Origin of the sequence: Rhizobium sp. BK529, from assembly GCF_014194105.1 — a bacterium.
In the GTDB taxonomy this organism is placed as follows: domain Bacteria; phylum Pseudomonadota; class Alphaproteobacteria; order Rhizobiales; family Rhizobiaceae; genus Rhizobium.
The window spans coordinates 431,295-455,635 of sequence record NZ_JACIAU010000004.1 but is presented as its reverse complement, the minus strand read 5'-3'; the positions used below and the strand labels follow the sequence as shown (position 1 = coordinate 455,635).

Annotated in this window: 17 protein-coding genes; 9 read left to right on the top strand and 8 right to left on the bottom strand. The window is 58.4% G+C overall.

Translation table 11 applies throughout. The features are described 5' to 3' along the window. The first annotated feature begins 13 nt into the window (after nucleotides 1–13). Nucleotides 14–895: a ParB/RepB/Spo0J family partition protein gene (locus FHX08_RS24940; protein WP_132656142.1), complete on the top strand. Its 882-nt coding sequence runs from the start codon at nucleotides 14–16 to the stop codon at nucleotides 893–895. Here FHX08_RS24940 and holA read toward each other — a convergent pair whose 3' ends face one another. From holA to leuS, 3 genes are read right to left on the bottom strand one after another with little or no spacing between them, the layout of a single operon-like run. Then, nucleotides 896–1,936, bottom strand: a complete 1,041-nt coding sequence (gene holA / locus FHX08_RS24935) for a DNA polymerase III subunit delta (protein WP_132656140.1) — start codon at nucleotides 1,934–1,936, stop codon at nucleotides 896–898. Nucleotides 1,937–1,948: 12 nt separating this feature from the next. Further along, entirely contained in the window at nucleotides 1,949–2,470 is a 522-nt protein-coding gene (gene lptE / locus FHX08_RS24930) for an LPS assembly lipoprotein LptE (RefSeq protein ID WP_132656138.1), read from the bottom strand. Continuing rightward, a complete protein-coding gene (leuS, locus tag FHX08_RS24925) occupies nucleotides 2,460–5,090 on the bottom strand; it encodes a leucine--tRNA ligase (RefSeq protein WP_132656136.1) in 2,631 nt (876 codons plus the stop codon). Before leuS ends, lptE begins: the two co-directional genes overlap by 11 nt. Nucleotides 5,091–5,287: 197 nt before the next feature. Between leuS and FHX08_RS24920 the strand changes: the two genes are divergently transcribed. Together FHX08_RS24920 and FHX08_RS24915 are read left to right on the top strand one after the other, a co-directional pair. After that, nucleotides 5,288–5,947 carry a YggS family pyridoxal phosphate-dependent enzyme gene (locus FHX08_RS24920; RefSeq protein WP_132656134.1) on the top strand — a complete coding sequence of 220 codons (660 nt, stop codon included), beginning with the start codon at nucleotides 5,288–5,290 and terminating at the stop codon, nucleotides 5,945–5,947. 418 nt (nucleotides 5,948–6,365) lie between these two features. After that, nucleotides 6,366–7,301: a flagellin gene (locus FHX08_RS24915; protein ID WP_184327726.1), complete on the top strand. Its 936-nt coding sequence runs from the start codon at nucleotides 6,366–6,368 to the stop codon at nucleotides 7,299–7,301. Nucleotides 7,302–7,369: 68 nt separating this feature from the next. Here FHX08_RS24915 and FHX08_RS24910 read toward each other — a convergent pair whose 3' ends face one another. After that, on the bottom strand, nucleotides 7,370–8,071 hold the full coding sequence (locus tag FHX08_RS24910) for a DUF1013 domain-containing protein (RefSeq protein WP_132656130.1): 702 nt from the start codon (nucleotides 8,069–8,071) through the stop codon (nucleotides 7,370–7,372). A gap of 234 nt (nucleotides 8,072–8,305) precedes the next feature. Between FHX08_RS24910 and acs the strand changes: the two genes are divergently transcribed. Next, complete coding sequence (acs, locus tag FHX08_RS24905) at nucleotides 8,306–10,261, top strand: acetate--CoA ligase (RefSeq protein ID WP_132656128.1); 1,956 nt, start codon at nucleotides 8,306–8,308, stop codon at nucleotides 10,259–10,261. A gap of 32 nt (nucleotides 10,262–10,293) precedes the next feature. On the opposite strand, the gene FHX08_RS24900 is transcribed toward acs, so the two are convergent. Both FHX08_RS24900 and FHX08_RS24895 read right to left on the bottom strand, forming a co-directional pair. Next, nucleotides 10,294–10,734 (bottom strand): thermonuclease family protein, encoded by a 441-nt coding sequence (locus FHX08_RS24900; RefSeq protein ID WP_132656126.1) that lies wholly within the window; start codon nucleotides 10,732–10,734, stop codon nucleotides 10,294–10,296. A gap of 48 nt (nucleotides 10,735–10,782) precedes the next feature. After that, nucleotides 10,783–11,007 carry a DUF1674 domain-containing protein gene (locus FHX08_RS24895; protein ID WP_132656124.1) on the bottom strand — a complete coding sequence of 75 codons (225 nt, stop codon included), beginning with the start codon at nucleotides 11,005–11,007 and terminating at the stop codon, nucleotides 10,783–10,785. Between the two features lie 111 nt (nucleotides 11,008–11,118). On the opposite strand from FHX08_RS24895, the gene htpX reads away from it, so the two are divergent. The 4 genes from htpX (at nucleotide 11,119) to purH (ending at nucleotide 16,942) form a co-directional block, all read left to right on the top strand. After that, on the top strand, nucleotides 11,119–12,081 hold the full coding sequence (gene htpX / locus FHX08_RS24890; protein WP_132656122.1) for a zinc metalloprotease HtpX: 963 nt from the start codon (nucleotides 11,119–11,121) through the stop codon (nucleotides 12,079–12,081). Continuing rightward, nucleotides 12,072–13,463 (top strand): RsmB/NOP family class I SAM-dependent RNA methyltransferase, encoded by a 1,392-nt coding sequence (locus FHX08_RS24885; protein ID WP_132656120.1) that lies wholly within the window; start codon nucleotides 12,072–12,074, stop codon nucleotides 13,461–13,463. Before htpX ends, FHX08_RS24885 begins: the two co-directional genes overlap by 10 nt. A 102-nt stretch (nucleotides 13,464–13,565) precedes the next feature. Next, entirely contained in the window at nucleotides 13,566–15,233 is a 1,668-nt protein-coding gene (locus tag FHX08_RS24880; protein ID WP_132656118.1) for a heparinase II/III family protein, read from the top strand. Nucleotides 15,234–15,325: 92 nt separating this feature from the next. Beyond that, entirely contained in the window at nucleotides 15,326–16,942 is a 1,617-nt protein-coding gene (gene purH, locus FHX08_RS24875; protein WP_132656116.1) for a bifunctional phosphoribosylaminoimidazolecarboxamide formyltransferase/IMP cyclohydrolase, read from the top strand. A gap of 43 nt (nucleotides 16,943–16,985) precedes the next feature. Here the strand turns inward: purH and FHX08_RS24870 are convergent, their stop codons facing one another. Further along, on the bottom strand, nucleotides 16,986–18,404 hold the full coding sequence (locus FHX08_RS24870) for an MFS transporter (protein ID WP_132656114.1): 1,419 nt from the start codon (nucleotides 18,402–18,404) through the stop codon (nucleotides 16,986–16,988). Next, nucleotides 18,401–23,179: an NAD-glutamate dehydrogenase gene (locus FHX08_RS24865; protein WP_184327725.1), complete on the bottom strand. Its 4,779-nt coding sequence runs from the start codon at nucleotides 23,177–23,179 to the stop codon at nucleotides 18,401–18,403. The genes FHX08_RS24870 and FHX08_RS24865 overlap by 4 nt, the downstream gene beginning before the upstream one ends. Nucleotides 23,180–23,456: 277 nt before the next feature. On the opposite strand from FHX08_RS24865, the gene pdxY reads away from it, so the two are divergent. After that, nucleotides 23,457–24,332 (top strand): pyridoxal kinase PdxY, encoded by an 876-nt coding sequence (gene pdxY, locus FHX08_RS24860; RefSeq protein ID WP_132656110.1) that lies wholly within the window; start codon nucleotides 23,457–23,459, stop codon nucleotides 24,330–24,332. The last annotated feature ends 9 nt before the right edge of the window (nucleotides 24,333–24,341 follow it).

Sequence of the window (24,341 nt, the reverse complement as noted above, 5' to 3'; positions counted from 1 at the left end):
GCGAGTTTTAAACATGAATGACGATACATCGAAAAGACGGCTTGGCCGCGGCCTTGCAGCCCTCATTGGTGAAATGGATCAGCCCGTTCCGGCAGATGCGGAACGGACTGCGGTCAGCGCCGACCGAATGATCCCCATCGAGTTCGTCACTCGCAATCCTCGCAACCCTCGCCGTTTCTTCGATGATGCCGAGCTTCACGACCTCGCGAGCTCGATTCGCCAGCACGGCATCGTTCAGCCGATCGTCGTCAGAACACTCGCGCGGGATCGCTATGAAATCATAGCCGGCGAAAGACGCTGGCGTGCCGCTCAGTTGGCGGGTTTGATCGAAATTCCTGTTATCATCAGGGATGTAGATGACAAAACGGCGCTGGAAATTGCGATCGTTGAGAACGTCCAACGTTCCGATCTCAATGCTCTCGAAGAAGCGCTGGGCTATGAGCAGCTCATCGCTGAGTATGGATATACTCAAAATGATCTCGGTGAGATCATCGGCAAGAGCCGCAGCCACGTCGCCAATTCTTTGCGCCTGTTGAAGCTGCCTGAGCCGGTCCGTGACATGCTGGCTGCTGGGAGTCTTTCCGCTGGTCATGCGCGCGCTTTGGTCTCCACGTCGGATCCCGCCGCACTCGCGCGCACAATCGTCTCCAAGGGTATGTCAGTACGCGATGCTGAGAAGCTCGCGCAGCACGACATCAAGGCGCAGTCCGAGCCACAGGCGCCCGTTCAGAAGAACCAGAAGGATTCCGATACATTGGCGCTGGAGCGGACGCTGTCGGATGCGCTTGGGCTTGATGTGTCCATTAATCACAAGACCTACGGCGGCCAGATCCGTATTTCCTATAAATCCTTGGAACAGCTCGAGGAGGTCTGCCGGCTTCTGGAGCGCCGCTGATCAAGCTTGGGAGCGTCTTCCTGACTGCAGTGTGGAAAGCAACGTTTGCATGGCGATGCTGTCTTCGAGGATTTGACGCTGTCTTGTTTGCAGGACAGCTGCCTGCAGACGTTTTGTCTCACGGGAGATAGCGTCGGCGCTCCAGTTTCTTAACGCCTGTTCCACAATTGGCTTGCGGCGGAAATGAAGATGTCTGCCCAGCGTCTGCATGATTTGTGTAGGTTGCAGTTTCTTCTCGTCCATTTCCGCACGCATCGTATCGAGAAGCTGGAATTGCCGAAGGCAGGCTTGAAGAACCAGAAAAACCGAGGTCTTGGAGCTGGTGATTTTCTGCATCGCATGCAGGAAGCTGTTGCCGTCACCACTCAATATCGCATCCACGGCATCATCGACGGAAATGGCGCTAGCGTCTCCAATTATTTCGGTAACGTGATGTTCATCGATCGTTCCCATGCCCCGGCAATAAAGAGCGAGTTTCCGAATCTCATTTCTGGAGGCAATTCTGTCTCCGCCGATCAACGCGACGAGCGCTTGTCTAGCGGCGGGGGTTATACCCAATCCTTCAGCGGAGAGCTCGCTGTCGATTACCGCGTTCAAGGCGCGGCCATCGTCGGCGTAGCAGGGGATAGCGACAGCGGTCCGCGCGGCCTCGACCGTTTTACGCAGGGCTGACCCCTTCTTCAGGTCGCCTGCTTCAACGATGATACTGGCTGCCTCCAGGGAAGTGCCGCCTAGAAAGGCGATAGCATCGATGAGATGTTTCTCGTTTGCAGCCCCCCTCACCCATATCAGTTTTTCACCGCCGAAAAGGCCAATGGACTGGGCTTCATCGACCAAGCGACCAGGCTCTCTCTGAAGATCGCTGACATCAAGCTTGGTGAGAGAGAAGGGATCGTTCTGATCGATACCCGTCTTTCCGGCGAGTATGCCAGCCCGCTCGGAAACGAGCCCGCGATCTGGACCATAGATCAGATAAATGCGATACTGGCGCGCAGATCTCTGCAGAAACCCTTCAAACTCATGAGATTTGATTTCCGCCACGCCGCCGCTCCCTTAGCGGCTGAGCGCGGCGGCCAGATCCGCTCCTACGAACTCGGCCGCCTGATTGGCGGCGCGATTTTCGGCATCGAGAATTGCTCTCTGCTTAGCGAATTCCTGGCTCGGAAAGTCAAGCAGAGACGTTGCAGAACGGCTGCCTGCCTTGATGATCCGATTGTCCTTCGTCGTCCGCAACGTATAGCTGACTGTCACCGTGGCACGTCCTGCACGGGACGTATCCGAGGACTGAACGAGCAAGGTGTCGGCAACATAGGACGAAACCTGCATATCAACCATATAATCGGGCTTCTCAGGTTCACCGGCACCGCGGGAGGCCAGGAAGATCAGATGGTTGCGAACTTCTTGCCCGACACGCGTACTTGCTTCGGAAAAGCCGACAGAGCCAAGCTTCGCTGTAACGCCCGTGCTTTCGGAATAGAGCGGCCGAACCTGACAAGCGGAAAGGAATGCCGTGGAGACGAGAATCGTTACGATGCCGGCGCGGCGCGCAAGCTTGCGGGCGAAATCAGACGACAATGTTTACAATCCTTTGTGGAACCACGATGATTTTTTTCGGTGCCTGACCGTTTAAGACATTCTTCACCGCGTCCAATTCCAGCACGGCTCCGGTGACGGCATTCTGATCTGCGTCGCGAGAAATTGTCAATTCGGCGCGCTTCTTGCCGTTGATCTGCACAGGAAGGATCACGTCGTTCTCCACGACGAGGGCTTCGTCATAGTGCGGCCAGGCCGTATTGGCGATCAGATCTTTGTTGCCGAGCGTCATCCAGCATTCTTCCGCCAAATGCGGGGTCATTGGTGCGACGATCTGAATCAGGATCTCGGCCGCGTCGCGGATCGCAGCCCGATAGGCTGCATCACCCTCGCCGGCTGCAATCTTCGTCAGTGGGCCCGCCAAGGCGTTGACGAGTTCGTAGATACGCGCGACAGCCTTGTTGAACCAGAGCCGGTCATAGTCGTTCTGGACCGCCTTCAGCGTCTTGTGGGCGAGCTGAGAAATTGCCAGCGCCTCGCCTTCTTTCGCCGGCTTCGGTTCCACGGCAGAGAGTACTTCGGCTGCTTCGGAAATCAGGCGCCACAGACGCTGTGTGAAGCGATGAGCACCTTCAACACCGGCTTCCGACCAGATCACGTCGCGCTCTGGTGGAGAATCCGACAGGACGAAGAAGCGGGCAGTGTCGGCGCCGTAGGATGCAATGATATCATCGGGATCCACGACATTTTTCTTCGACTTCGACATCTTTTCGATCGAGCCGATGGTGATTTCCTCGCCACCTTCCAGCAGATAGGCGCTGCGCTTTCCGTCGATCTCCTCGATGCGGATGTCGGCGGGCGAAACCCATTCGCGGTGCATGCCGGCACCACGGCTATAGGTTTCGTGGACCACCATGCCTTGAGTGAAGAGGCCCTTGAAAGGCTCCTTGACATCTACATGTCCGGTTTCACGCATCGCGCGGGTGAAGAAGCGCGAGTAGAGCAGATGCAGGATCGCGTGCTCGATACCGCCAATGTACTGGTCGACCGGCAGCCACCGATTGGCGGCAGCCGGGTCGGTCGGCTGCTTCTCCCAGGGTGCCGTGAAGCGGGTGAAGTACCAGCTCGAATCGACGAAGGTATCCATCGTATCCGTTTCACGGCGCGCATCCTTGCCGCATTGCGGGCAGGCGACGTGACGCCAGGTCGGGTGACGGTCCAGCGGGTTGCCGGGCTGGTCGAAGGTCACGTCTTGCGGCAGCTTTACCGGCAGGTCCTTCTTCTGAACCGGCACGACGCCGCAATCCTCGCAATGGATGACCGGGATCGGACAACCCCAGTAACGCTGGCGGGAAATGCCCCAGTCGCGCAGACGGAAGTTGACCTTGCGCTCGCCCTGCGGTGCATTGCCGAGCAGGGTGGAAGACAGCTTGTCGGCGACGATCTGGAAAGCTTCGTCTGTCGTCTTGCCATCAAGGAAGCGCGAGTTGATCATCAGGCCCTCGCCGTCGTATGCGACTTCGCCGACGGTGAAGGTTGCGGCATCGCCGTCTTTCGGCATGACGACCGGTACGACCGGCAGACCATATTTGCGTGCGAAATCCAGGTCTCGTTGGTCGCCGGAGGGGCAGCCGAAGATGGCGCCTGTGCCATAATCCATCAGAACGAAGTTGGCGACGTAGACCGGCAGCTCCCAGGATGGGTCGAGCGGGTGCTTCACGCGAATGCCGGTATCCATACCCCTCTTCTCGGCCGTCTCGAGCGCGGCAAGAGAGGTGCCAGCGCGGCGGCATTCCTCGCAAAAAGCCTCGATATCAGCATTTTTGCCCGCCATCTCCTTGGCAAGCGGATGATCGGCAGCGATCGCCAGGAAGGAAGCGCCGAACAGCGTATCGGGGCGCGTTGTGTAGACCGTCACCTCGGTTTCGCCGGCAGGCGCAGTTTCCGGAACGATTTCCCAGCGGATCGTCAGACCTTCGGAGCGGCCGATCCAGTTCTTCTGCATCAGGCGCACTTTTTCCGGCCACTGGTCGAGCGTGTCGAGCGCATCCAGCAGATCCTGGCTGAAATCGGTGATCTTGAAGAACCATTGCGTCAGCTCGCGTTGTTCTACCAGCGCGCCAGAGCGCCAGCCGCGGCCGTCGATGACCTGTTCGTTGGCGAGGACGGTATTGTCGACCGGGTCCCAATTAACCTTGGACTGCTTGCGATAGACGAGGCCCTTTTCCAGGAAATCCAGGAAGAGATGCTGTTGCTGCTGATAGTATTCAACATCGCAGGTGGCGAATTCGCGCGACCAGTCCAGCGACAGGCCCATGGCCTTCAGCTGCGCCTTCATCGAGCTGATGTTCTGATAAGTCCACGAGGCGGGGTGTACGCCGCGCTCCATCGCCGCATTTTCTGCCGGCATGCCGAAGGCGTCCCAGCCCATCGGATGGAGGACGTTGTAGCCGCGGGCGCGTTTGTAGCGCGCCACCACGTCGCCCATCGCATAGTTGCGAACATGGCCCATGTGGATACGGCCCGACGGATACGGGAACATCTCGAGGACGTAATATTTCTCGCGCGGATCGGAGTTGTCGGTCTCGAAGACCTTTTCCTCGTTCCATTTTTGCTGCCAGCGGGGCTCAGCATCGCGCGGATTGTAACGTTCGGTAGCCATAGTATCAGAATTTCCGGAAAATCAGGGGAGGTTGGTCGAGACCTTCACCATGAAACCAACCAAGCGTCAAGTTTTGCGGGCGCTTCAGGTGTTCGATCTCGGCTGTGGAGCGATTTCGTGGAGACAAGTCTTGGCAAGGCCACTGCGGGTGATTAGTGCATTGGCAGTGGAATTATGCGTGATGTCGGGGCAGAGCGATGGAACTTCAAGAGCGATTGAACGAAGTGCGGTCCAAGATCGCCGCAGCAGAGCGGGATGCCGGTCGCGCTGCACGCTCCGTCGAGCTCGTGGCTGTCTCAAAGACGTTTGAGGCCGATACCATTCGCCTGGCAATCGAGGCGGGCCAGCGCGTCTTCGGAGAAAACCGCGTTCAGGAAAGCCAGGGAAAATGGCCGGACCTGAAAAAAGAAATACCTGGTATCGAGCTACACCTCATCGGTCCGCTGCAATCCAATAAGGCTGCCGAAGCAGTTGCGCTCTTCGACGTCATCGAAACCGTCGACCGTGAAAAGATTGCCCGCGTCATAGCTGAGGAAATGAAGCGGCAGGACAAGGCGCTGCGTCTCTATGTGCAGGTCAACACTGGGCTCGAGCCACAGAAGGCCGGCATAGCGCCGGACGACGCAGCGGCTTTCGTAAATTTCTGCCGCGATGAGCTCGGCCTTGCCATCGAGGGGCTCATGTGTATCCCGCCGGCGGAAGAAAATCCCGGTCCGCACTTTGCCCTGCTCGCCAAGCTTGCCGAAAAATGCGGCGTCAAAAAGCTTTCGATGGGCATGTCCGGCGATTATGAAACTGCCATTGCGTTCGGCGCCACCAGCGTACGCGTTGGTTCGGCGATTTTCGGCGCACGTTAACGAATAGCGGAAGAGGCACTCTGCGAATCAGAAGGAGCCTTCATGATTCAAGTGGGTATCCAGCTGCCGTTGTTTGGAAAGCGATAATATTCATTAATACGAAGAAAAGTTTAAGGAGGCGATTTCTCTGGTTAACGCCAAACCGAGCAATCCTCGTGGTGATATTCTAAGCTTTTTTAATCATTGAAAAATTTTTGATGATCCCTCGCGCTTTTCCAAAGCCGATCGATTGCTGCCGCAAGCCCTAACGAGAGCTTAAATTAAATTTTCCGCAAGCCTAATTGAGGAATTATTAACTATGTTGGGTGCAACCATTCGTTAACGGCAATGACCCAGCTCTCTCGGGTTTTGCATGAAGCGTCGCCGTTACCGGACTTGTCCGGATGACCCCTTTCACTTCGATCGCGGAAAACGGAACATGACAAGCATCCTTACCAACAACGCTGCTATGGCAGCGCTGCAGACCCTGCGCGGCGTAAACGACAGCCTCAAGGGCACTCAGGGCCGCGTTTCCTCCGGCTATCGCATCGACAAGGCTGCTGATAACGCTGCCTATTGGTCGATCGCAACGACCATGCGTTCGGACAACAAGGCTCTCTCGGCTGTTTCTGACGCTCTCGGCCTCGGTGCTGCCAAGGTCGACACTGCCTATACCGCCATGGACAACGCCATCGACGTCGTCACGGAAATCAAGGCAAAGATCGTCGCGGCCACGGAAAAGGGTGTCGACAAGACCAAAGTTCAGGAAGAAATCGATCAGCTGCAAGAGCAGCTCGTGAGCATTGCCCAGTCGGCATCTTTCTCCGGCGAAAACTGGGTTGCTGGCGCTTCGGGCACGAAGAGCGTCGTCTCCTCCTTCGTTCGCGACGGTTCGAATGCAGTTTCCGTCAAGATGACGGACTATGTGCTGAATGACGGCACGCTTGGCAATGTCCTGTTTGGGATGAACAGCAATGGCACGATCCAGACGACGAGCGGCATCATCGGCACTGCGTTCAACGGGACCTATGGCGGCACGGTTATTGTCATGCCATCGATCTACGCGCTCGATATCACCAGCTTCACGCAAGGCCAGCTCGATGGAGCGCTCTCAGGCGTAGAACTCGTGCTCCAGGCCATGACGAATGCAGGCTCGCAGCTCGGCTCGATTTCGACCAGAATTCAGTTGCAGGAAACCTTCGTCAGCGCACTGGGTGATTCTATCGACTCCGGTATCGGCCGCCTTGTCGACGCAGATATGGAAGAAGAATCCTCCAAGCTTTCCGCGCTGCAGACGCAACAGCAGCTTGCGATCCAGTCTCTCTCGATCGCGAATTCCTCTGCCCAAAATATTCTCTCGCTCTTCCGCAGCTAAAGGCAGGCGGGAGAACTCCAACAAAAACCCCCGCCATTGGCGGGGTTATTTTTCAGGATCTGACGATCTTAAAACTTATCGTCTTCATCCTCGTCTTTGGAGGTCGAGCGCAGCGAGCTCAGCTTCCGGAAGACGGCATCGGCATCGATTTCCTTTTCTTCCTCACGCTCGTAACTCGGCGTCAGGCGCTCGGTTTCCTGAGCGGACTGCAGCGTCGCGCCGAGTTCGGCAGCGGTCGGGAGCGGTCGGCCCTTGGAAGCCTTTTCCACTTCCAGGTCGAGATCGATCTGGCTGCAGAGGCCGAGCGTGACTGGGTCCATCGGTGCGAGGTTTGCGGAATTCCAGTGGGTGCGCTCGCGGATCTGCTCGATCGTCGATTTGGTGGTGCCGACGAGACGCGAGATCTGGGCATCCTTCAGTTCCGGATGGTTGCGAACCAGCCAGAGAATGGCGTTCGGGCGGTCCTGGCGCTTGGAAACCGGTGTATAGCGCGGGCCGCGGCGCTTGGATTCCGGCACGCGGACCTTCGGCTCCGAAAGCTTCAGCTTGTAGTTCGGGTTGCCCTCGGCACGAGCGATTTCGTCGCGGGAAAGCTGGCCGGTTGCGATCGGGTCCAGGCCCTTGATGCCTTGCGCGGCTTCACCATCGGCAATCGCCTTGACTTCGAGCGGATGCAGTTTGCAGAACTGAGCGATCTGGTCGAAAGACAGGGCTGTATTGTCGACGAGCCAGATGGCAGTCGCCTTCGGCATGAGCAGTTGTTGAGCCATGGATATAGTCCTTCTGTCGTCCGCGCCGGTGTCGCGGTCCGTGGATTGTCACCACAATGTCCGGGAAATATGGCGCTATATAATCGCACTGTCGCAGAATTGCAATTCTTCAGAAATGAAATGACCTTTGTCTAATTGCCGTCATCAGACTACCTGATATGAATTGCGCAATTCGAGTCCCGGCCGCTGCGTCGAAACCGTCGGCCGTTGCATAGCCTTGTGAGGAGGAGTTCCATGTCGGAGAAGATCTATCCGGTTTCCAAACCGGTGAAGACCCGTGCGCTGATCGATCAGGCGAAGTACGAGCAATGGTACGAGGAAAGCATTGAAAACCCCGACAAGTTCTGGGGCAAACACGGCAAGCGGATCGACTGGTTCAAGCCTTATACCAAGGTCAAGAATACATCCTTCACCGGAAAAGTCTCGATCAAGTGGTTCGAAGACGGCCAGACCAATGTTTCCTACAATTGCATCGACCGTCACCTGAAGACGAACGGCAACCAGACCGCCATCATCTTCGAAGGTGACAATCCCTATATCGACAAGAAGATCACCTATAACGAGCTCTACGAGCATGTCTGCCGCATGGCGAACGTCTTGAAGAAGCATGGTGTCAAGAAGGGTGATCGGGTCACCATCTACATGCCGATGATTCCGGAAGCGGCCTATGCGATGCTTGCTTGCGCGCGTATCGGTGCGGTGCATTCGGTCGTCTTCGGCGGCTTCTCGCCGGAAGCGCTGGCCGGCCGTATCGTTGACTGTGAATCCACGTTCGTCATCACCTGCGACGAAGGTATCCGGGGCGGAAAGCCGGTGCCGCTGAAAGACAATACGGATACGGCCATCCATATTGCCGCCCGTCAGCATGTGACGGTCAACAAGGTTCTTGTCGTGCGCCGCACCGGCGGCAAGACGGGTTGGGCGCCAGGCCGTGACCTCTGGTACCATCAGGAAATCGCCACGGTGAAGGCTGAATGCCCGCCGGTGAAGATGAAGGCCGAAGATCCGCTCTTCATTCTTTACACCTCGGGCTCGACGGGCAAGCCGAAGGGTGTCCTGCATACGACGGGCGGTTACCTCGTCTATGTGGCGATGACGCATGAATATGTCTTCGATTATCACCCCGGTGATATTTACTGGTGCACTGCCGACGTCGGCTGGGTCACCGGCCATTCCTATATCGTCTACGGGCCGCTCGCGAACTGTGCTACGACGTTGATGTTCGAAGGCGTGCCGAACTTCCCGGACCAGGGCCGCTTCTGGGAAATCATCGACAAGCACAAGGTCAATATCTTCTACACGGCACCGACGGCCATCCGCTCGCTCATGGGCGCCGGCGACCATTTCGTGACGCGCTCTTCCCGCGAAAGCCTGCGCCTGCTCGGCACCGTCGGCGAGCCGATCAATCCGGAAGCTTGGGAATGGTATTACAACGTTGTCGGAGATAAGCGCTGCCCTGTCATCGATACCTGGTGGCAGACGGAAACCGGCGGTCATATGATCACGCCGTTGCCGGGTGCCACCGATCTCAAGCCCGGTTCGGCCACGAAGCCCTTCTTCGGCGTCAAGCCGCAACTCGTCGACAATGAGGGTAAGGTGCTGGAAGGTGCCGCCGACGGTAATCTTTGCATCACCGATAGCTGGCCGGGCCAAATGCGCACGGTCTATGGCGACCACGAGCGCTTCATCCAAACCTATTTCTCCACTTACAAGGGCAAGTATTTCACGGGTGATGGCTGCCGTCGCGACGAGGACGGCTATTACTGGATCACGGGCCGCGTCGACGACGTTCTGAATGTATCCGGCCATCGCCTCGGTACGGCGGAAGTGGAATCCGCTCTCGTTTCGCACAATCTCGTCTCGGAAGCCGCCGTTGTGGGTTACCCGCATCCGATCAAGGGTCAGGGCATTTATTGTTACGTTACGCTCATGGCGGGCAATGAGGGGACGGATGAACTGCGTCAGCAACTCGTCAAGCATGTGCGTGCCGAAATTGGGCCGATCGCCGCACCCGACAAGATCCAGTTCGCCCCGGGCCTTCCGAAGACCCGTTCCGGCAAGATCATGCGCCGTATCCTGCGCAAGATTGCCGAGGATGATTTTGGTTCGCTCGGCGACACCTCGACGTTGGCAGATCCGGCCGTCGTGGACGATTTGATCGCCAATCGGCAGAACAAGGCTACGGCCTGAGTTTCGTGGCCGCTCTACTACCCAGGGCGGCCCTATTCTTCCGCACAGGGAATCCGTGGCTTGCGGCCACCATCGTAGGCGCGGACTAGGCCTCCTGTAAGAAGGTCCTGTGCGGGATTTCGTCCGTCTGCGAATGTGACGTTGGCGAGGATACGCCCGAAATATTTGTCGCCGCTGATTTCGGTCAGTTTGATATCCACGATGCCCGATGTCATCTGCTCCAGTGCGGAGCGCGCATCCAGGCCAGCTTTTCTGATCGCCGGGCAGCTCGAATGCATCTCCGGCGCATCGATGCCGCGGATGCGGACATAGACCTCCATCGTCTGCTGTGGCCAGGGTGTCGCGGCGACCAGCAGCGTATCTCCGTCGATGATCCGGATAATCCTGGCCGAAACCGGCCCGTCGATCTCGTCCCGCGCGGCAAGGGCCGGTACGGCTGAGAGGCACAAAAGGAAAATCGGGAATTTGAACATAAAAGGAATAAATTCCCATTATGCTCCCAAGTCAATAGGAATATTTGCTTAGAAATCGATCGCACGGCCATTGATTTCATAGTCGCCGAACCGGGAAGGTTCCGCCCCGCCCCGTCCGCCAATCTCCGGCGGCAGTTCCACAGGCTTGGCATTTTTACGGCGTTCTTCGGCTTCGGCCAGCGCACGCCTTGCGGCAGGGGAAAGCATCTTGCGTGGCGGCTCGGAACCCTCGGGCACCGGAACTTCTGCGTTGTCATTATCGGCCGTCTGCATACTGCTCTCCCGCCTGAAAATATTGAAAATGGCTGGCGAATAACCAAATGATAATGCGCCGGCGCCAGGATTTAAAGCATCGTGCCGCAATCAAGGAAATGGAGATCTCTCATGAACCTCATGCGTACTGCCATGTTGCTTGCCTTCATGACGGCGCTTTTCATGTTTGTCGGTTTTTTGATCGGCGGCCGAGGTGGAATGATAATCGCCTTTCTCATCGCCGCCGGCATGAATTTCTTCTCCTACTGGAATGCTGACCGAATGGTGCTGTCAGCCTATCGTGCCCAGGAGGTCGATGAGCGCAATGCCCCGGAATTTTACCGGATCGTGCGCGATCTCGCTCGTAACGCCGGTCTGCCAATGCCGAAGGTCTATCTCTACGACAACCCTCAGCCGAATGCTTTTGCAACTGGCCGCAACCCCGAAAATGCCGCGGTTGCCGCGTCGACCGGCTTGCTTGCTGCCCTTTCGCCGGAAGAGGTCGCAGGCGTGATGGCGCATGAGCTGGCCCACGTCCAGAACCGCGACACGCTGACGATGACAATCACCGCCACGCTTGCCGGTGCGATCTCCATGCTAGGCAATTTCGCGTTCTTCTTCGGCGGGAATCGCGAGAATAACAACAATCCCCTTGGTTTCGTCGGCGTGCTTGTCGCAATGATCGTCGCGCCACTTGCCGCCATGCTGGTGCAGATGGCGATCAGCCGTACGCGCGAATATTCGGCCGACAGGCGTGGAGCCGAGATCTGCGGCAATCCCTTGTGGCTGGCTTCAGCGCTTGGCAAGATTGCCCGCGGCGCGGCGCATGTGCCGAACTACGATGCGGAGCGTAATCCGGCTACAGCGCATATGTTCATCATCAACCCGCTCTCCGGCGAGCGTATGGACAACTTGTTTTCGACCCATCCGGACACCGAAAACCGTATCGCGGCCCTGCAAGAAATGGCGCGCGGAGGCTTCGACCTCTCGACGCCGCCGGTTCGCGCTGCTAATCCGACCCGCAAATCGCGCTCGGTCCCGAATACCGGTTCGGGCCGCGGTGACTCGCAACCGCCAAAGGGTCCGTGGTCTTGAATTCAGACGGCAGGAAGAAGCCAGCTCGCAAACCTAAACCTTCCGCAGAACGCTCAGCACCGGCACCGGTAAAACCCGGCCTGCTGGCGCGTGCCGCTGCCGCAAAGATCCTTGCCGCTGTCGTCGACAAGAAACTGCCGCTCGATGGCGCGCTCGATCATGAGCATGGAAATCCGGCTTACAAAGCGCTTGGGGAAAGCGACCGCGCGCTGGTGCGTGCGATCCTGAATACGACGCTCCGGCATCTGCCACGCATCGATGCGGCCATTGCCTCGCTTCTTGAAACGCCGCTGCCTGAAGGTGCTCGCGCGCTTCACCATCTGCTTGCCGTCGGCGCAGCGCAAATTCTCTACCTCGATGTTCCCGATCACTCGGCTGTCGACCTCGCTGTCGAGCAGGCCAATCAGGATCCGCGTAATCGGCGTTTTGCCAAGCTCGTCAACGCTGTTCTGCGTCGTGTCGGCCGTGAGAAAGAGCGCATCCTTGCAGATGTCGCAAACATTCCGCCCATGCCTGCCTGGTTCATCGAGCGACTCGCAAAAGCTTATGGAAAAGAGCCGGCGCTCGCTGTTTCCGAATCCCAGCTTGAGCCGGCGGCCATCGATATCACGGTGAAATCCGACGCAGAAGGTTGGGCTGGCCGTCTCAATGGCATCGTGCTTCCGACCGGCGGCGTGCGGCTTTCCGCTTTTGAAGGCAGCATTCCTTCGCTTGCCGGTTTCGAAGAAGGTGAATGGTGGGTCCAGGATACGGCTGCAAGCATCCCCGCAAAGCTCTTCGGTGATCTCACCGGCAAACGTGTAGCCGATTTGTGCGCCGCGCCAGGCGGCAAGACTGCGCAGCTCATCCTTGCCGGCGGTAAGGTGACAGCAATTGACCAATCTGAAAACCGGTTGAAGCGTCTGCGCTCAAATCTCGAGCGGCTTGGTCTGAAGGCTGAGACGATTGCGGTGGATCTTACGAAATTCGAATCGTCCGAGCGCTTCGACGCGATTCTTCTCGACGCGCCTTGCTCGTCGACGGGTACGACCCGCAGGCATCCCGACGTGCTCTGGACAAAGGGCGCCGAGGATATCGCCAAGCTCGCAGCACTGCAGGAACGTCTTCTGCGCCATGCCATTACGCTGCTGAACTCCGGCGGCTTGCTCGTCTTCTCCAACTGCTCGCTTGATCCGCAGGAAGGCGAGATGGTCGTGGCGCGCGTTCTCGAAGATGTGAGGAGCATTGAACGTGTGCCGATCGATGCAGGAAAATGGCCCGGTATGAGTCAGGCGATTACACCGCTGGGCGAGTTCCGCACGCTTCCTACAATGCTGGATATGCCTGATGGCTTTGCGTCGGGCCTCGATGGCTTCTACGCAGCCGTGCTTAGGCGTATTTGAGCACTATTATATTCTAATTTCATCACAAAATAATACATCGTGGCTAATGAAATCGGTTCTGATTCATTTATTCTTAACCACGAGGGTCAATAGACATTTGATATGCAGTCCGGTCGGCGTCTTGCGAGCATGTATGTTCGGGAAGCTTGGCGGCGCGGTACGCGCCGTGCCGCACTTCTGCGTTTGCGTTTCTCCCGCCATGCTGTCCCAGTGCCGGAGCGCCTGATCGTCGCGCCGACGGATCTGAGAGGCATCGATTCACATGTTGCAGAGGAAATCATAGACGGCCGTTTTCCGCTTGCCGGACGTATGCTGGAAACCGGCGGAAAATCCCCTTTCACGTTGACCCTTCCGTCACGCGCTTTCGCGATCAGGCTCCATAGCTTCGGCTGGCTGCGGCATATGCGGGCCAACAAGAGCGAACGCGGTTCGGCCGTCGCTCGTATGATCGTCGATAGTTGGCTCTCGATCCACGGAGGCCGTATTGAAGGTATCGCCTGGGAGACTGATGTCGTCTCGCAGCGTGTCATTGCCTGGTTGTCGCATTCTCCGGTCGTCCTGCAAAATGCCGATCGCGGTTTCTATCGACGTTTCATGAAATCGCTGGCTTTTCATATCCGCTACCTGCGCCGCATGGCGCCCTATTCGGCCGGCGAGGTCCGCTTTCGTCTCCGCATAGCACTCGCTACGGCCTCTGTCGCGATGCCGGTGCGTGCGTCGATAGTGCGGCGGGCAGCCCAGGCGCTCGATCGCGAATTCGATAGCCAGATTCTGCCTGATGGCGGCCATATCTCTCGTAACCCGCGTGTTGGGCTGGAGTTGCTGCTCGACCTGCTGCCGCTCCGGCAGACCTACGTCAATCTTGGCCATGATCTGCCGCAGAAGCTGATTTCGGGTATTGACCGCATGTATCCTGCGCTGCGCTTCTTCCGTCATCAGGACGGTGATCTCGCACTCTTCAACGGGGCCACTTCGACACTGGCGGATGAGTTGATGTCCGTGCTGCGTTATGACGAGACGGCGGGTCAGCCCTTCAAGGCGCTGCCGCATTCGCGCTACCAGCGGCTCGCGGCCGGCAAGACGGTGATCATCGCTGATACCGGACCGCCCTCGCCCCACTGTTTTAGAACGGCGCATGCCGGCAGTCTCTCCTTTGAAATGTCCTCCGGTCGCTACCGCTTCATCGTCAATTCAGGATCACCGAAATTCGCTGGCCAGCGATATGTGCAGATGGCGCGCACCACGGCCGCCCATTCCACCGTCGTTTTGAACGATACGTCCTCCAGCCGGTTTTCTCCCTCGGCTTTTCTGGCCCATATGATGACGGAGCCCGTAGAAACGGTCATCGCCGAGCGTTTGGAGACAGAGGATGGCCGTGAAGGCATCAAAGCGAGCCATGACGGCTATCTCGATGCCTTCGGCGTTATCCATGAGCGGGAGCTGACACTGAACGCCGCCGGCTCCATCGTCACCGGTATGGACCGTTTCGTTACCGATGACCGATATCACAGCGAGGGTCCGCTGCGGGCGGTTGCCCGCTTCCACATTCATCCGGCGATCGTGCCGCGGCAGAACGATACGGAATCGGTATTACTGACGGCGCCGGATGGCGAAAGCTGGCTGTTTTCCTCTCCGGGCAATGAAGTGCTGATCTCGGAAGATATTTTCTTTGCCGATAGCGCCGGCATCAGCAGCTCGGACCAGATCGAGATCGACTTCGATCTTGCGCAGAAACCCGAAATTCGCTGGTTTTTATCACGCAAGGGCTAGCGGCTGTTTGCGACGGCTCCAAGCTGTGCTAACGCGGCCCCGTCAAACGTCCCTCGCCCGGATGTCTCCCGAAGCCCGAACGGAGAAGGTTCATGGCCGTCATTTCCAAGAAAATCCCCGCCCCAGACAAGGTCGAGATCAAGACCGCGCTACTCTCTGTTTTCGACAAGAGCGGCATCATCGAACTTGCCCGCGCGCTTTCGGCGCGTGGCGTGCGTCTGCTGTCGACCGGCGGTACGTACAAGGCAATCGCGGCCGAAGGTCTTGCGGTGACCGACGTTTCCGAAGTGACACAGTTTCCGGAAATCATGGATGGCCGTGTAAAGACGCTGCATCCCAAGGTGCATGGCGGCCTCTTGGCGATCCGCGACGATGCCGAACACCAGGAAGCCATGAAGGCGCATGGCATTGACGGTATCGACCTGCTTGTCGTCAACCTCTATCCCTTCGAGGATGTGCGCGCTGCCGGTGGCGATTACCCGACGACGGTCGAGAATATTGATATTGGCGGTCCGGCGATGATTCGTGCTTCTGCCAAAAACCACGCTTATGTCACCGTTATCACCGATCCGGCCGATTATGCCGAGCTGACGGAGCAGCTTTCGGCCGATGCCGGTAAGACGGCCTATTCATTCCGTCAGCGTATGGCGGCCAAGGCCTATGCGCGTACGGCCGCTTACGACGCCGCGATCTCCAACTGGTTTGCTGAAGCGCTGTCCATCGATACGCCGCGCCACCGCACCATAGGCGGCGTGCTGAAGGAAGAGATGCGCTACGGCGAGAACCCGCACCAGAAGGCTGCTTTCTACGTGACCGGCGAAAGGCGCCCGGGCGTTTCGACGGCGGTTCTGCTGCAGGGCAAGCAGCTCTCCTATAACAATATCAACGACACCGATGCGGCTTATGAGCTGGTTGCCGAGTTCCTGCCGGAGAAGTCGCCGGCCTGCGCCATCATCAAACATGCCAATCCCTGCGGCGTTGCGACCGGACCGACGCTTCTCGAAGCCTATAAGCGGGCGCTTGCTTGCGACTCAGTCTCTGCTTTCGGTGGCATTATTGCCCTGAACCAGACTCTCGATGCCGAAACAGCCGAAGAGATCATTAAGCTCTTCACCGAGGTGATCATCGCTCCTGACGTCACCGACGAGGCAAAGGCGATCGTTGCGCGGAAGCCGAATCTGCGCCTGCTATCTGCAGGTGGCCTTCCGGATGCGCGTGCGGCGGGCATCACTGCCAAGACGGTTTCCGGCGGCCTGCTCGTCCAGAGCCGAGACAATGGGATGGTTGAAGACCTCGAGCTCGAGATCGTTACCAACCGTGCACCGACGGCACAGGAGCTGGAAGACATGAAGTTCGCCTTCAAGGTCGGCAAGCATGTGAAGTCGAATGCCGTCGTCTACGCCAAGAATGGACAGACAGCGGGCATCGGTGCCGGTCAGATGAGCCGCGTCGATTCCGCCCGTATTGCGGCGCTGAAGGCCGAAGAAGCCGCCAAGGCGCTCGGCCTTGCCGTTCCGATGACGCATGGTTCGGCGGTCGCCTCGGAGGCTTTCCTGCCCTTTGCCGACGGTCTGCTGTCGATGATCGCTGCCGGCGCCACCGCCGTCATTCAGCCCGGCGGCTCGATGCGTGACCAAGAGGTGATCGAGGCAGCAAACGAACACAATGTCGCGATGGTCTTTACCGGTATGCGCCACTTCCGCCACTGAGCGGAACGACCGGTTTGTCCCCGGGGTCTTGGGGCCGGGGACGTTACGTCCGGTCCGCCGGATAGGGTGTCCGGATCAACAACACCAGGCCTCCGGCCAGAAACAGGATCAGGGTCGACATGCCGAGATGCGCCGATCCCGTCAAATAAGTCATAATCGAAAACAGCAGCGTCGCCATGAAGCTTGTGGCCCGGCCGGAGAGCGCGTAGATGCCAAAATAGCGCCCGGCTTCCTCAAGGCTGACGCTGCGCGCCAGATAGGAGCGTGATGAGGCCTGGACCGGGCCAAAGGCTAGGCCGATCAATAAGCCGTAGAGGATATAGGCCTTTTCCGCTGCCGTGCCGAAAAGGCCGCCGCTGTCGGCATTCGAAAGTGGCATCAGGCCGAAGAAGGTGTAGCCAGGCCCGGTGGAAATGACACCGATCGTGGCCAGCAGCAGCATGCTGAGGCTGATGACGACGGTCATCTTCGAGCCGATGCCTTTGTCGATGCGGCCGGCAATCAGGCAGCCGAATATCGCCACGATGTTGAGGATGATGCCGTAAATGCCAATCTCGATCGTAGCCCAGCCGAACATGCCTGCCGCAAAAGCGCCGCCAAGGATCAGCAGGCCGTTGACACCATCCTGATAGATCATTCGGGCGATGAGAAACCTCAGGATGCTGTGACGCGTCTGCAGTTCGCCAAGCGTGTTGCGCAATTCCTGGAGACCGAAGCGTACGGCAAAGCTGAAAGGCAGGCCTTTGCGGGCATCCGGTGTGAAGAAGAACATCGGCAGGATAAAGATCAGATACCACACAGCCGAGATCGGACCGGTTATGCGCGCGTCCTCGCCCGTATGGGGATCGAGGCCGAAGAGTGGATCGAGCCCCAAAATGGTCTTGCCGTTTTCCGGGCTGCCGGCCAGCAGTGCGACGACCGCGATCAGCACGATCATACCGCCGAGATAACCGAGACCCCAAGCGGTGTTGGAAAGTTTGCCGACCTCGTCTTTGCTGACGAGGCGCGGCATCATGGAATCATTAAAAACGATCGAAAACTCCGCCGAAATCGAGGCGAGGATCATGAAGATGACCGGGTAGATGACCGGCGAGCCGGGAGCCGCGAACCATAGGCAGAAGAGGCTGACAATCTTGATGACGGCGAAAAAAGCGATCCAGGGTTTGCGCGCGCCGGATTGGTCGGCAATGGAGCCCAGTATGGGAGATAGGATGGCGATGATCACAGAGGAGATCGTCGCCATATTGCTCCACGTCGTCTGGGCAGCGATGGGATCATCCGTCAGCCGCGAGACGAAGTAGGGACCGAAAATAAACGTCGTTACCACAGTGAAGAAGGGCTGGGCTGCCCAATCGAAGAGCATCCAGCCCCATATGCCCTTCTCCGTGGCCTTCGGCGGCTGCGTACCTGTCCAGTCAATGCGATTCAAGCGTCCGCTCCTTTTTGGAGCGGACTGTCTCATCTCGCCCGGTCGCGCGCAAGATCAGTCAGTATGCCGGCGGCGACAGTAATGCGTGCGAGGTTTGGATCGGCGCCGTCACTGAGGCTTGTGAGCTCCTCGACGATGCGGTTGATCCGAATCCTGTCCTGCGCATGCCAAGCCTGAACCGGCTGTTTCTCCTTGCCGTGGTCCGCGAGTGCGGAGATCACGATATCGCGACGGGCACTGGCAATCTGATCGATGCTGCGGGCGAGCGCGAGGTTCTCGTAGTGATCCGAGGTGATAATGCGGTTGCCGGCAGCAAGCAGCCGGCCGACGCGGAAGGTCTGCGTGAAGGCAAAGTAGTTTTCGGCGGCACGCGTCAGCGCTTCACCGGTCCTGTCGGCGATCTGCATGATTTCCGGCACGAGGGCGAATGTCGAAAGAGCAGTGATTTCAGCGGCAAGCTTTTCTGGCAGGCCTGCTTGCCGATAATCCTGCCGGCGTGCAGCGGCATCGGCTCCAGCCTGATCGGCAAAGACAGGCTTGAGTTTTTTCAACGCCGCCTGCAGCCGGCTAATGATTTCGGCCAGATCGCCCCTGGTCATGCCGGTCTTCAGCAGCAGCCGCGTCAGTACCACGAAGCTGTTGCCGATCTCTTCATAGACCCTGTTCTGGACCTCACCTGAAATCTTGTTGTCCAAGGCATCCGTTTCAGCCCATAGCCGGTTGAGATCGAAGCCATCGCGAGCGACGATGGCGGCGCGCACGACCTCAGGAGCGGAGGCTGCGGTCGCATCCATCATGCTGACGACGAAACCCGGTCCGCCGCGGTTGATTGCCTCGTTTGCAAGCACGGTCGCGATGATTTCTCGTTTCAGCCGATGGCTGCCGATGTCGGATGCGTGGGATTTCTGCATTTTGGCAGGGAAGTAATTGAACAGTGTGCTGACGAAATACGGATCGTCGGGCAACTCGCTGGCGATTACTGCGTCGAAGAGTACGATCTTGGCGTAGGAAAGCAGCACGCCGATCTCCGGCCGCGTCAGCGGCTTGCCGGCGGTATAGCGCTCGGACAGGGAAGCCTCGTCGGGCAACGTTTCCACCTTGCGGTTCAACTGTCCGGCTGCTTCCAGCACGCTCATGAAGCGACCGAGCTCAAGGCCGTTTGCTGTTCCCTTGCGGACTGTCAGCGAGATTGCCAGAGATTGCAGGTAGTTGTTGCGGAGCACGAGGCCCGCTACTTCATCGGTCATGCTGCCGAGAAGCTGGTCGCGCTTGGCGCGGCTGAGGCGCTGTTCATGCATGGCGTTTGCCAGCGCGATCTTGATATTGACCTCAACGTCCGAGGTGTTGACGCCGGCAGAATTGTCGATGGCATCGGAATTGCTGCGTCCGCCCTTGAGGCCATAGGCAATGCGCCCCTTCTGGGTAACGCCGAGGTTGGCGCCTTCGCCGATCACCTTGGCGCGTACTTCGTCGGCCGTTACGCGGATTGGATCGTTGGCACGATCGCCGACGTCGGTATCGGTCTCTGATGCCGCCTTTACATAGGTGCCGATACCGCCGAACCAGAGAAGGTCGACGGGGCTCTTGAGGATCGCCGTCATGATCTCGAAAGGTGTGGCAACCGCCTTGTCGATACCAATGGCAGCCACGGCCTCCGGCGTCAGCGTGACCGACTTCGCAGAGCGTGAAATGATCATCGCGCCTTTAGACAGCACAGACTTGTCGAAATCCTGCCAGCTCGAACGTGGCAGATTGAAGAGGCGCTGGCGCTCGGCAAGCGTCTTTTCCATGTCCGGATCGGGATCAATGAAGATGTCACGATGATCGAAGGCGGCCAGCAGCCTGATCTTCGGCGAGAGCAGCATACCGTTGCCGAAAACATCACCCGACATGTCGCCAACGCCTGCTACCGTAAAGGGCGTCGTCTGAATGTCGATATCCATCTCACGGAAGTGACGTTTCACAGTTTCCCAAGCGCCGCGGGCGGTAATGCCCATCTTCTTATGGTCATAGCCAGCCGAGCCGCCCGATGCAAAGGCGTCGTCCAGCCAGAAGCCGGCTTCCTGAGCGAGGGCATTGGCGGTATCCGAGAAGGTTGCCGTGCCCTTATCGGCCGCGACGACGAAGTAAGGGTCATCGCCATCGAGCCGCACCGTATTATCGGGCGGGATGATGTCGGCGCCGGAAATGTTGTCGGTAATGGAGAGCAGCGTACGGATGTAGGTCTTATAAGCTTCCCTGCCCGCATTGAAGATCTCTTCGCGACTGCCGCCGACCGGCAGTTTCCTGGGATAGAATCCGCCCTTGGCACCGACAGGCACGATCACGGCGTTCTTGACCTGCTGCGCCTTCACGAGGCCCAGAACTTCGGTGCGGTAGTCTTCGGCGCGGTCCGACCAGCGCAGGCCGCCGCGGGCAACGCGGCCGAAGCGCAGATGCACGCCTTCCACTTCCACGCCATAGACGAAGATTTCGCGGAAGGGTTTCGGCTCCGGTAGACCGTCGACCAAATGCGGGTCGAGCTTGAAGGCGAGAATTGCCCTCGGTGTCCCATCGGCGTTACGCTGGAAATAATTGGTGCGCAGAGTCGCATCGACGATGTTGACGTAGCGTCGCAGGATACGGTCGTCATCCAGGCTCGGCACGTCGGCAAGTTTGGCTTCGATTGCCTGATGCAGTTCGGCAAGCTTCTTGATACGAGCCTTTTCCGACAGCTTCGTATCGAGTGTGTCGTGGAAGAGGCGGAAGATCGAGACGGCGATGGAAGGATATTTGTCGAGGGTGGTTGCGATATAATCCTGTGAATAGGCGATGCCGGCCTGGCGCAGATAGCGCGCATAGGCGCGCAGCACATTCACCTCGCGGGCCGAGAGGCCGGCCGACAGGATCAGCCGGTTGAAGCTGTCATTGTCGATCGTGTCGTTGAAAGCTGCAACGAAGGCTTCTTCAAGCGGTGCGCCAAAACGTGCGAGGTCAATGTCCGCGCCGCTGCGCGCTTCGAGTTCCATGTCGTGCAGCACCACGATGTTGATGGTGCCGTCGGCGGCCGGAACTTCGATATCGAAGGTCCGTTCGCTCAGGACGTTGAAACCGAGGTTTTCAAGCAGGGGCACGCGGCGCGACAGCGGCAGCTGCTCGCCGGAATGGAAGATCTTCAGAGACAGGATGCGGCCGCGTTCATCGTCCTGGCGATAGTAGAATTCGATGCGGATCGGTTCGCCGGCGGCGCATGCGGCGATGTCGGGGAGGTCGCCGACCGCTTCATTCGGCGTGAAGGCTTCCTGGAAGGCATTGCTGACGCCGAGCTTCGGCGCCTTGGGGCCGGCGAGCATCTCGAAGCGGCTGTCCCAGCGTGCGGTGATCTGGCGGATCGTCTCCTCAAGCTTGGCCTGATGGATACGCGGCGTCTTACCGCCCGAGCGGCCGATGATGAAGTGAACGCGAGCCACCCCACCTTCTGGGAAGGCGGGGTAGTAGGCCGAAACGCGGCCGTCGTAGACGGTTTTCAGATAAGTGCCGATCCGCTCTCGCACGATCGAGTCATATTCCTCGCGCGGCACGAAGACGATGACGGAGACGAAGCGGTCGAAATGGTCGATGCGCGGTAGCACTCGCACGCGCGGGCGATCGGCGAGGTCGTTGATCTGCTCGGCGAAGGTCGCAAGCAGCGGGGTATCGATTTGGAAAAGATCGTCACGCGGATAGGACTCTAGCGTGTTATCGAGCATGCGGCCCGAGTGGCTCATCGGGTCGAAGCCGAAATGCTCCTTCACCTTCTCGATCTTGGATCGCAGCAGCGGAATTTCAGAGGCCGAAGAGGTGTAGGCAGTTGACGTGAAAAGGCCGACAATGCGCAACTCCCCTGTCACGTTGCCCTGGGTGTCGAAGCGCTTGACGCCGACATAGTCCATATAGGCACGGCGGTGGACGATGGATTTCACATTGGCCTTGGTGACGATCAGGAAGTCCGGACCATCGAGGAAGGCGAGGATTTCGGGCGTCGTCGTGACGGCGTCCTTGCCGGTGCGCAGAACGAGAACTTCAGGATTGGAGAGAATGCCGAGGCCCGTTCCCTTGTCGCGTTCGACCTTCGCATCCGGGCCTTTGCCGGAATAGATGTAGTCGCGCATACCGAGGAAGGTGAAGTTCTCGTCACGCAGCCAGGTCAGGAAGGCGATTGCTTCGTCGCGATCGACCTTCTTGCGGCTGGCGTTATAGTTCGAAAGCTCTGAAATTACTTCATCGACCCGGGCAAGCATCGGCTTCCAATCGGAGACGGCAAGCTCTACCTGCTCGAGCACTGCCTTGATCCGCTTGATCAGATCGGTGGCCTGTGAGGGGCTGAGCGGTGATATATGAAGCTGGATGTGGCTGACCCGCTTAGCCGGGTCGCTCGGTACATCGGCGGAATAGAGTTCAGGGCCCTTGCCGTCCTCCAGGATCAGGATCGGATGAACTGCCATGCAGATGTCGCGATATGTGCTGGTCACCTCGCCCATGACGGATTCGTACAGGAAGGGCTTGTTGTGATCCGTCACCGAAAGGATGGAGACTGCGATGCCATCGGGGGCGACATCGGCGACCGTGTCGATGCTGACACGAGGTGTCTTGCGGTTCCAGGCGGTAATTTCGGCTGCCGAATGCACGGCGGAAAGCGCAAGCATTTCCGGTGTGTAGAGTTCGAGGTCGTCGCCGCTGGCCCGGCCGAAGAGGATTTCGGGGTCGAGATGGGGTTCGCCGGTTGTAGCCGCGATCTTGCGCGCGCTTTCGATCTGCTTTTCCCGTTTTGGATTGTTTCTGGCAGCCATGGATCATCCCCCCGATTTGTTTTGATATGGGCAAGTTAGCAGAAGGCTCTTCGAAAGAATCTTTAAAAAGGGGCTTCGAAAAGTAGTTTTCGTGCTTTTTTGACTATGCTGGCGAGAGATTTCGAAAGTTTTTGGGTCGTTTTGTGTCGATGGAGGGCAAAGCGTCCTTATCCGGCTTTTTCGCCCCGAGGCACATTTCCACGCTCGCGTGAAGAATGGTTGACAGCGCCTCGTCAAAAAGATCATCAACGGCGGTCAGAATTCGGATTCGGATGTCATGTCGGAAAACGCAGCAGGCGCAGTCATCGTCATCTCCAGCCATGTCGTGCGCGGATCGGTCGGAAATCGGGCCGCGGTCTTCGCGCTGGAAACGCTTGGCCATCAGGTCTGGGCGCTGCCCACGATCGTGCTGCCCTGGCACCCCGGTCACGGCCGATCGACACGACTCACTTTTGCAGAGGCCGATTTCGAGGCGGCGATCGACGATCTCATCCGTGCGCCGTGGATCGGCGAGGTCAAAGCCGTCCTGTCAGGCTACTTCGGCAATGCGGCCCAGGCTCGCTCCGTTGCGAAACTCGTTGCGTCCTTGCGTGAGAAGAATCCGGAGTTGCTTTATGTCTGCGATCCGGTCATGGGCGATCTCGGTGGTCTCTACGTGCCGGAAGCAACGGCCGAGGCGATCCGTGATCATTTGATACCGCTTGCTTCACTCGCAACGCCGAACCGTTACGAGCTCGCCTGGCTTTCGGGCGCTGCACTCGATGATAACGGAGCGGTCATGGAAGCTGCACTCGCGCTCGGCCCTTCACGCATGCTGGTCACGTCGGCGGTGCCGATGATGACGGGGAGCACCGGTAACCTCTATCTCTCCGGAAAGCATGCCCTGCTTGCCGAACATCGTGTCGTCGAGAACCCACCGAATGGCCTCGGCGATTTGCTCGCCGCCCTCTTCCTGTCCCGCTTGCTCTCGGGAATGGAGGACGAACAGGCGTTGCAGCTTGCCACGGCAAGCGTGTTCGAAGTGCTGGCGCGTGCCGTCAAGCGCGGCAGTAACGAACTGATGCTGGCAAGCGATGCTTCGAGCCTTTCGACGCCTATGGCAATGGTGCAAATGCGCCATCTCGTCCATCCTGTCCAACGACGAAAAAAATAGCTCTCATTC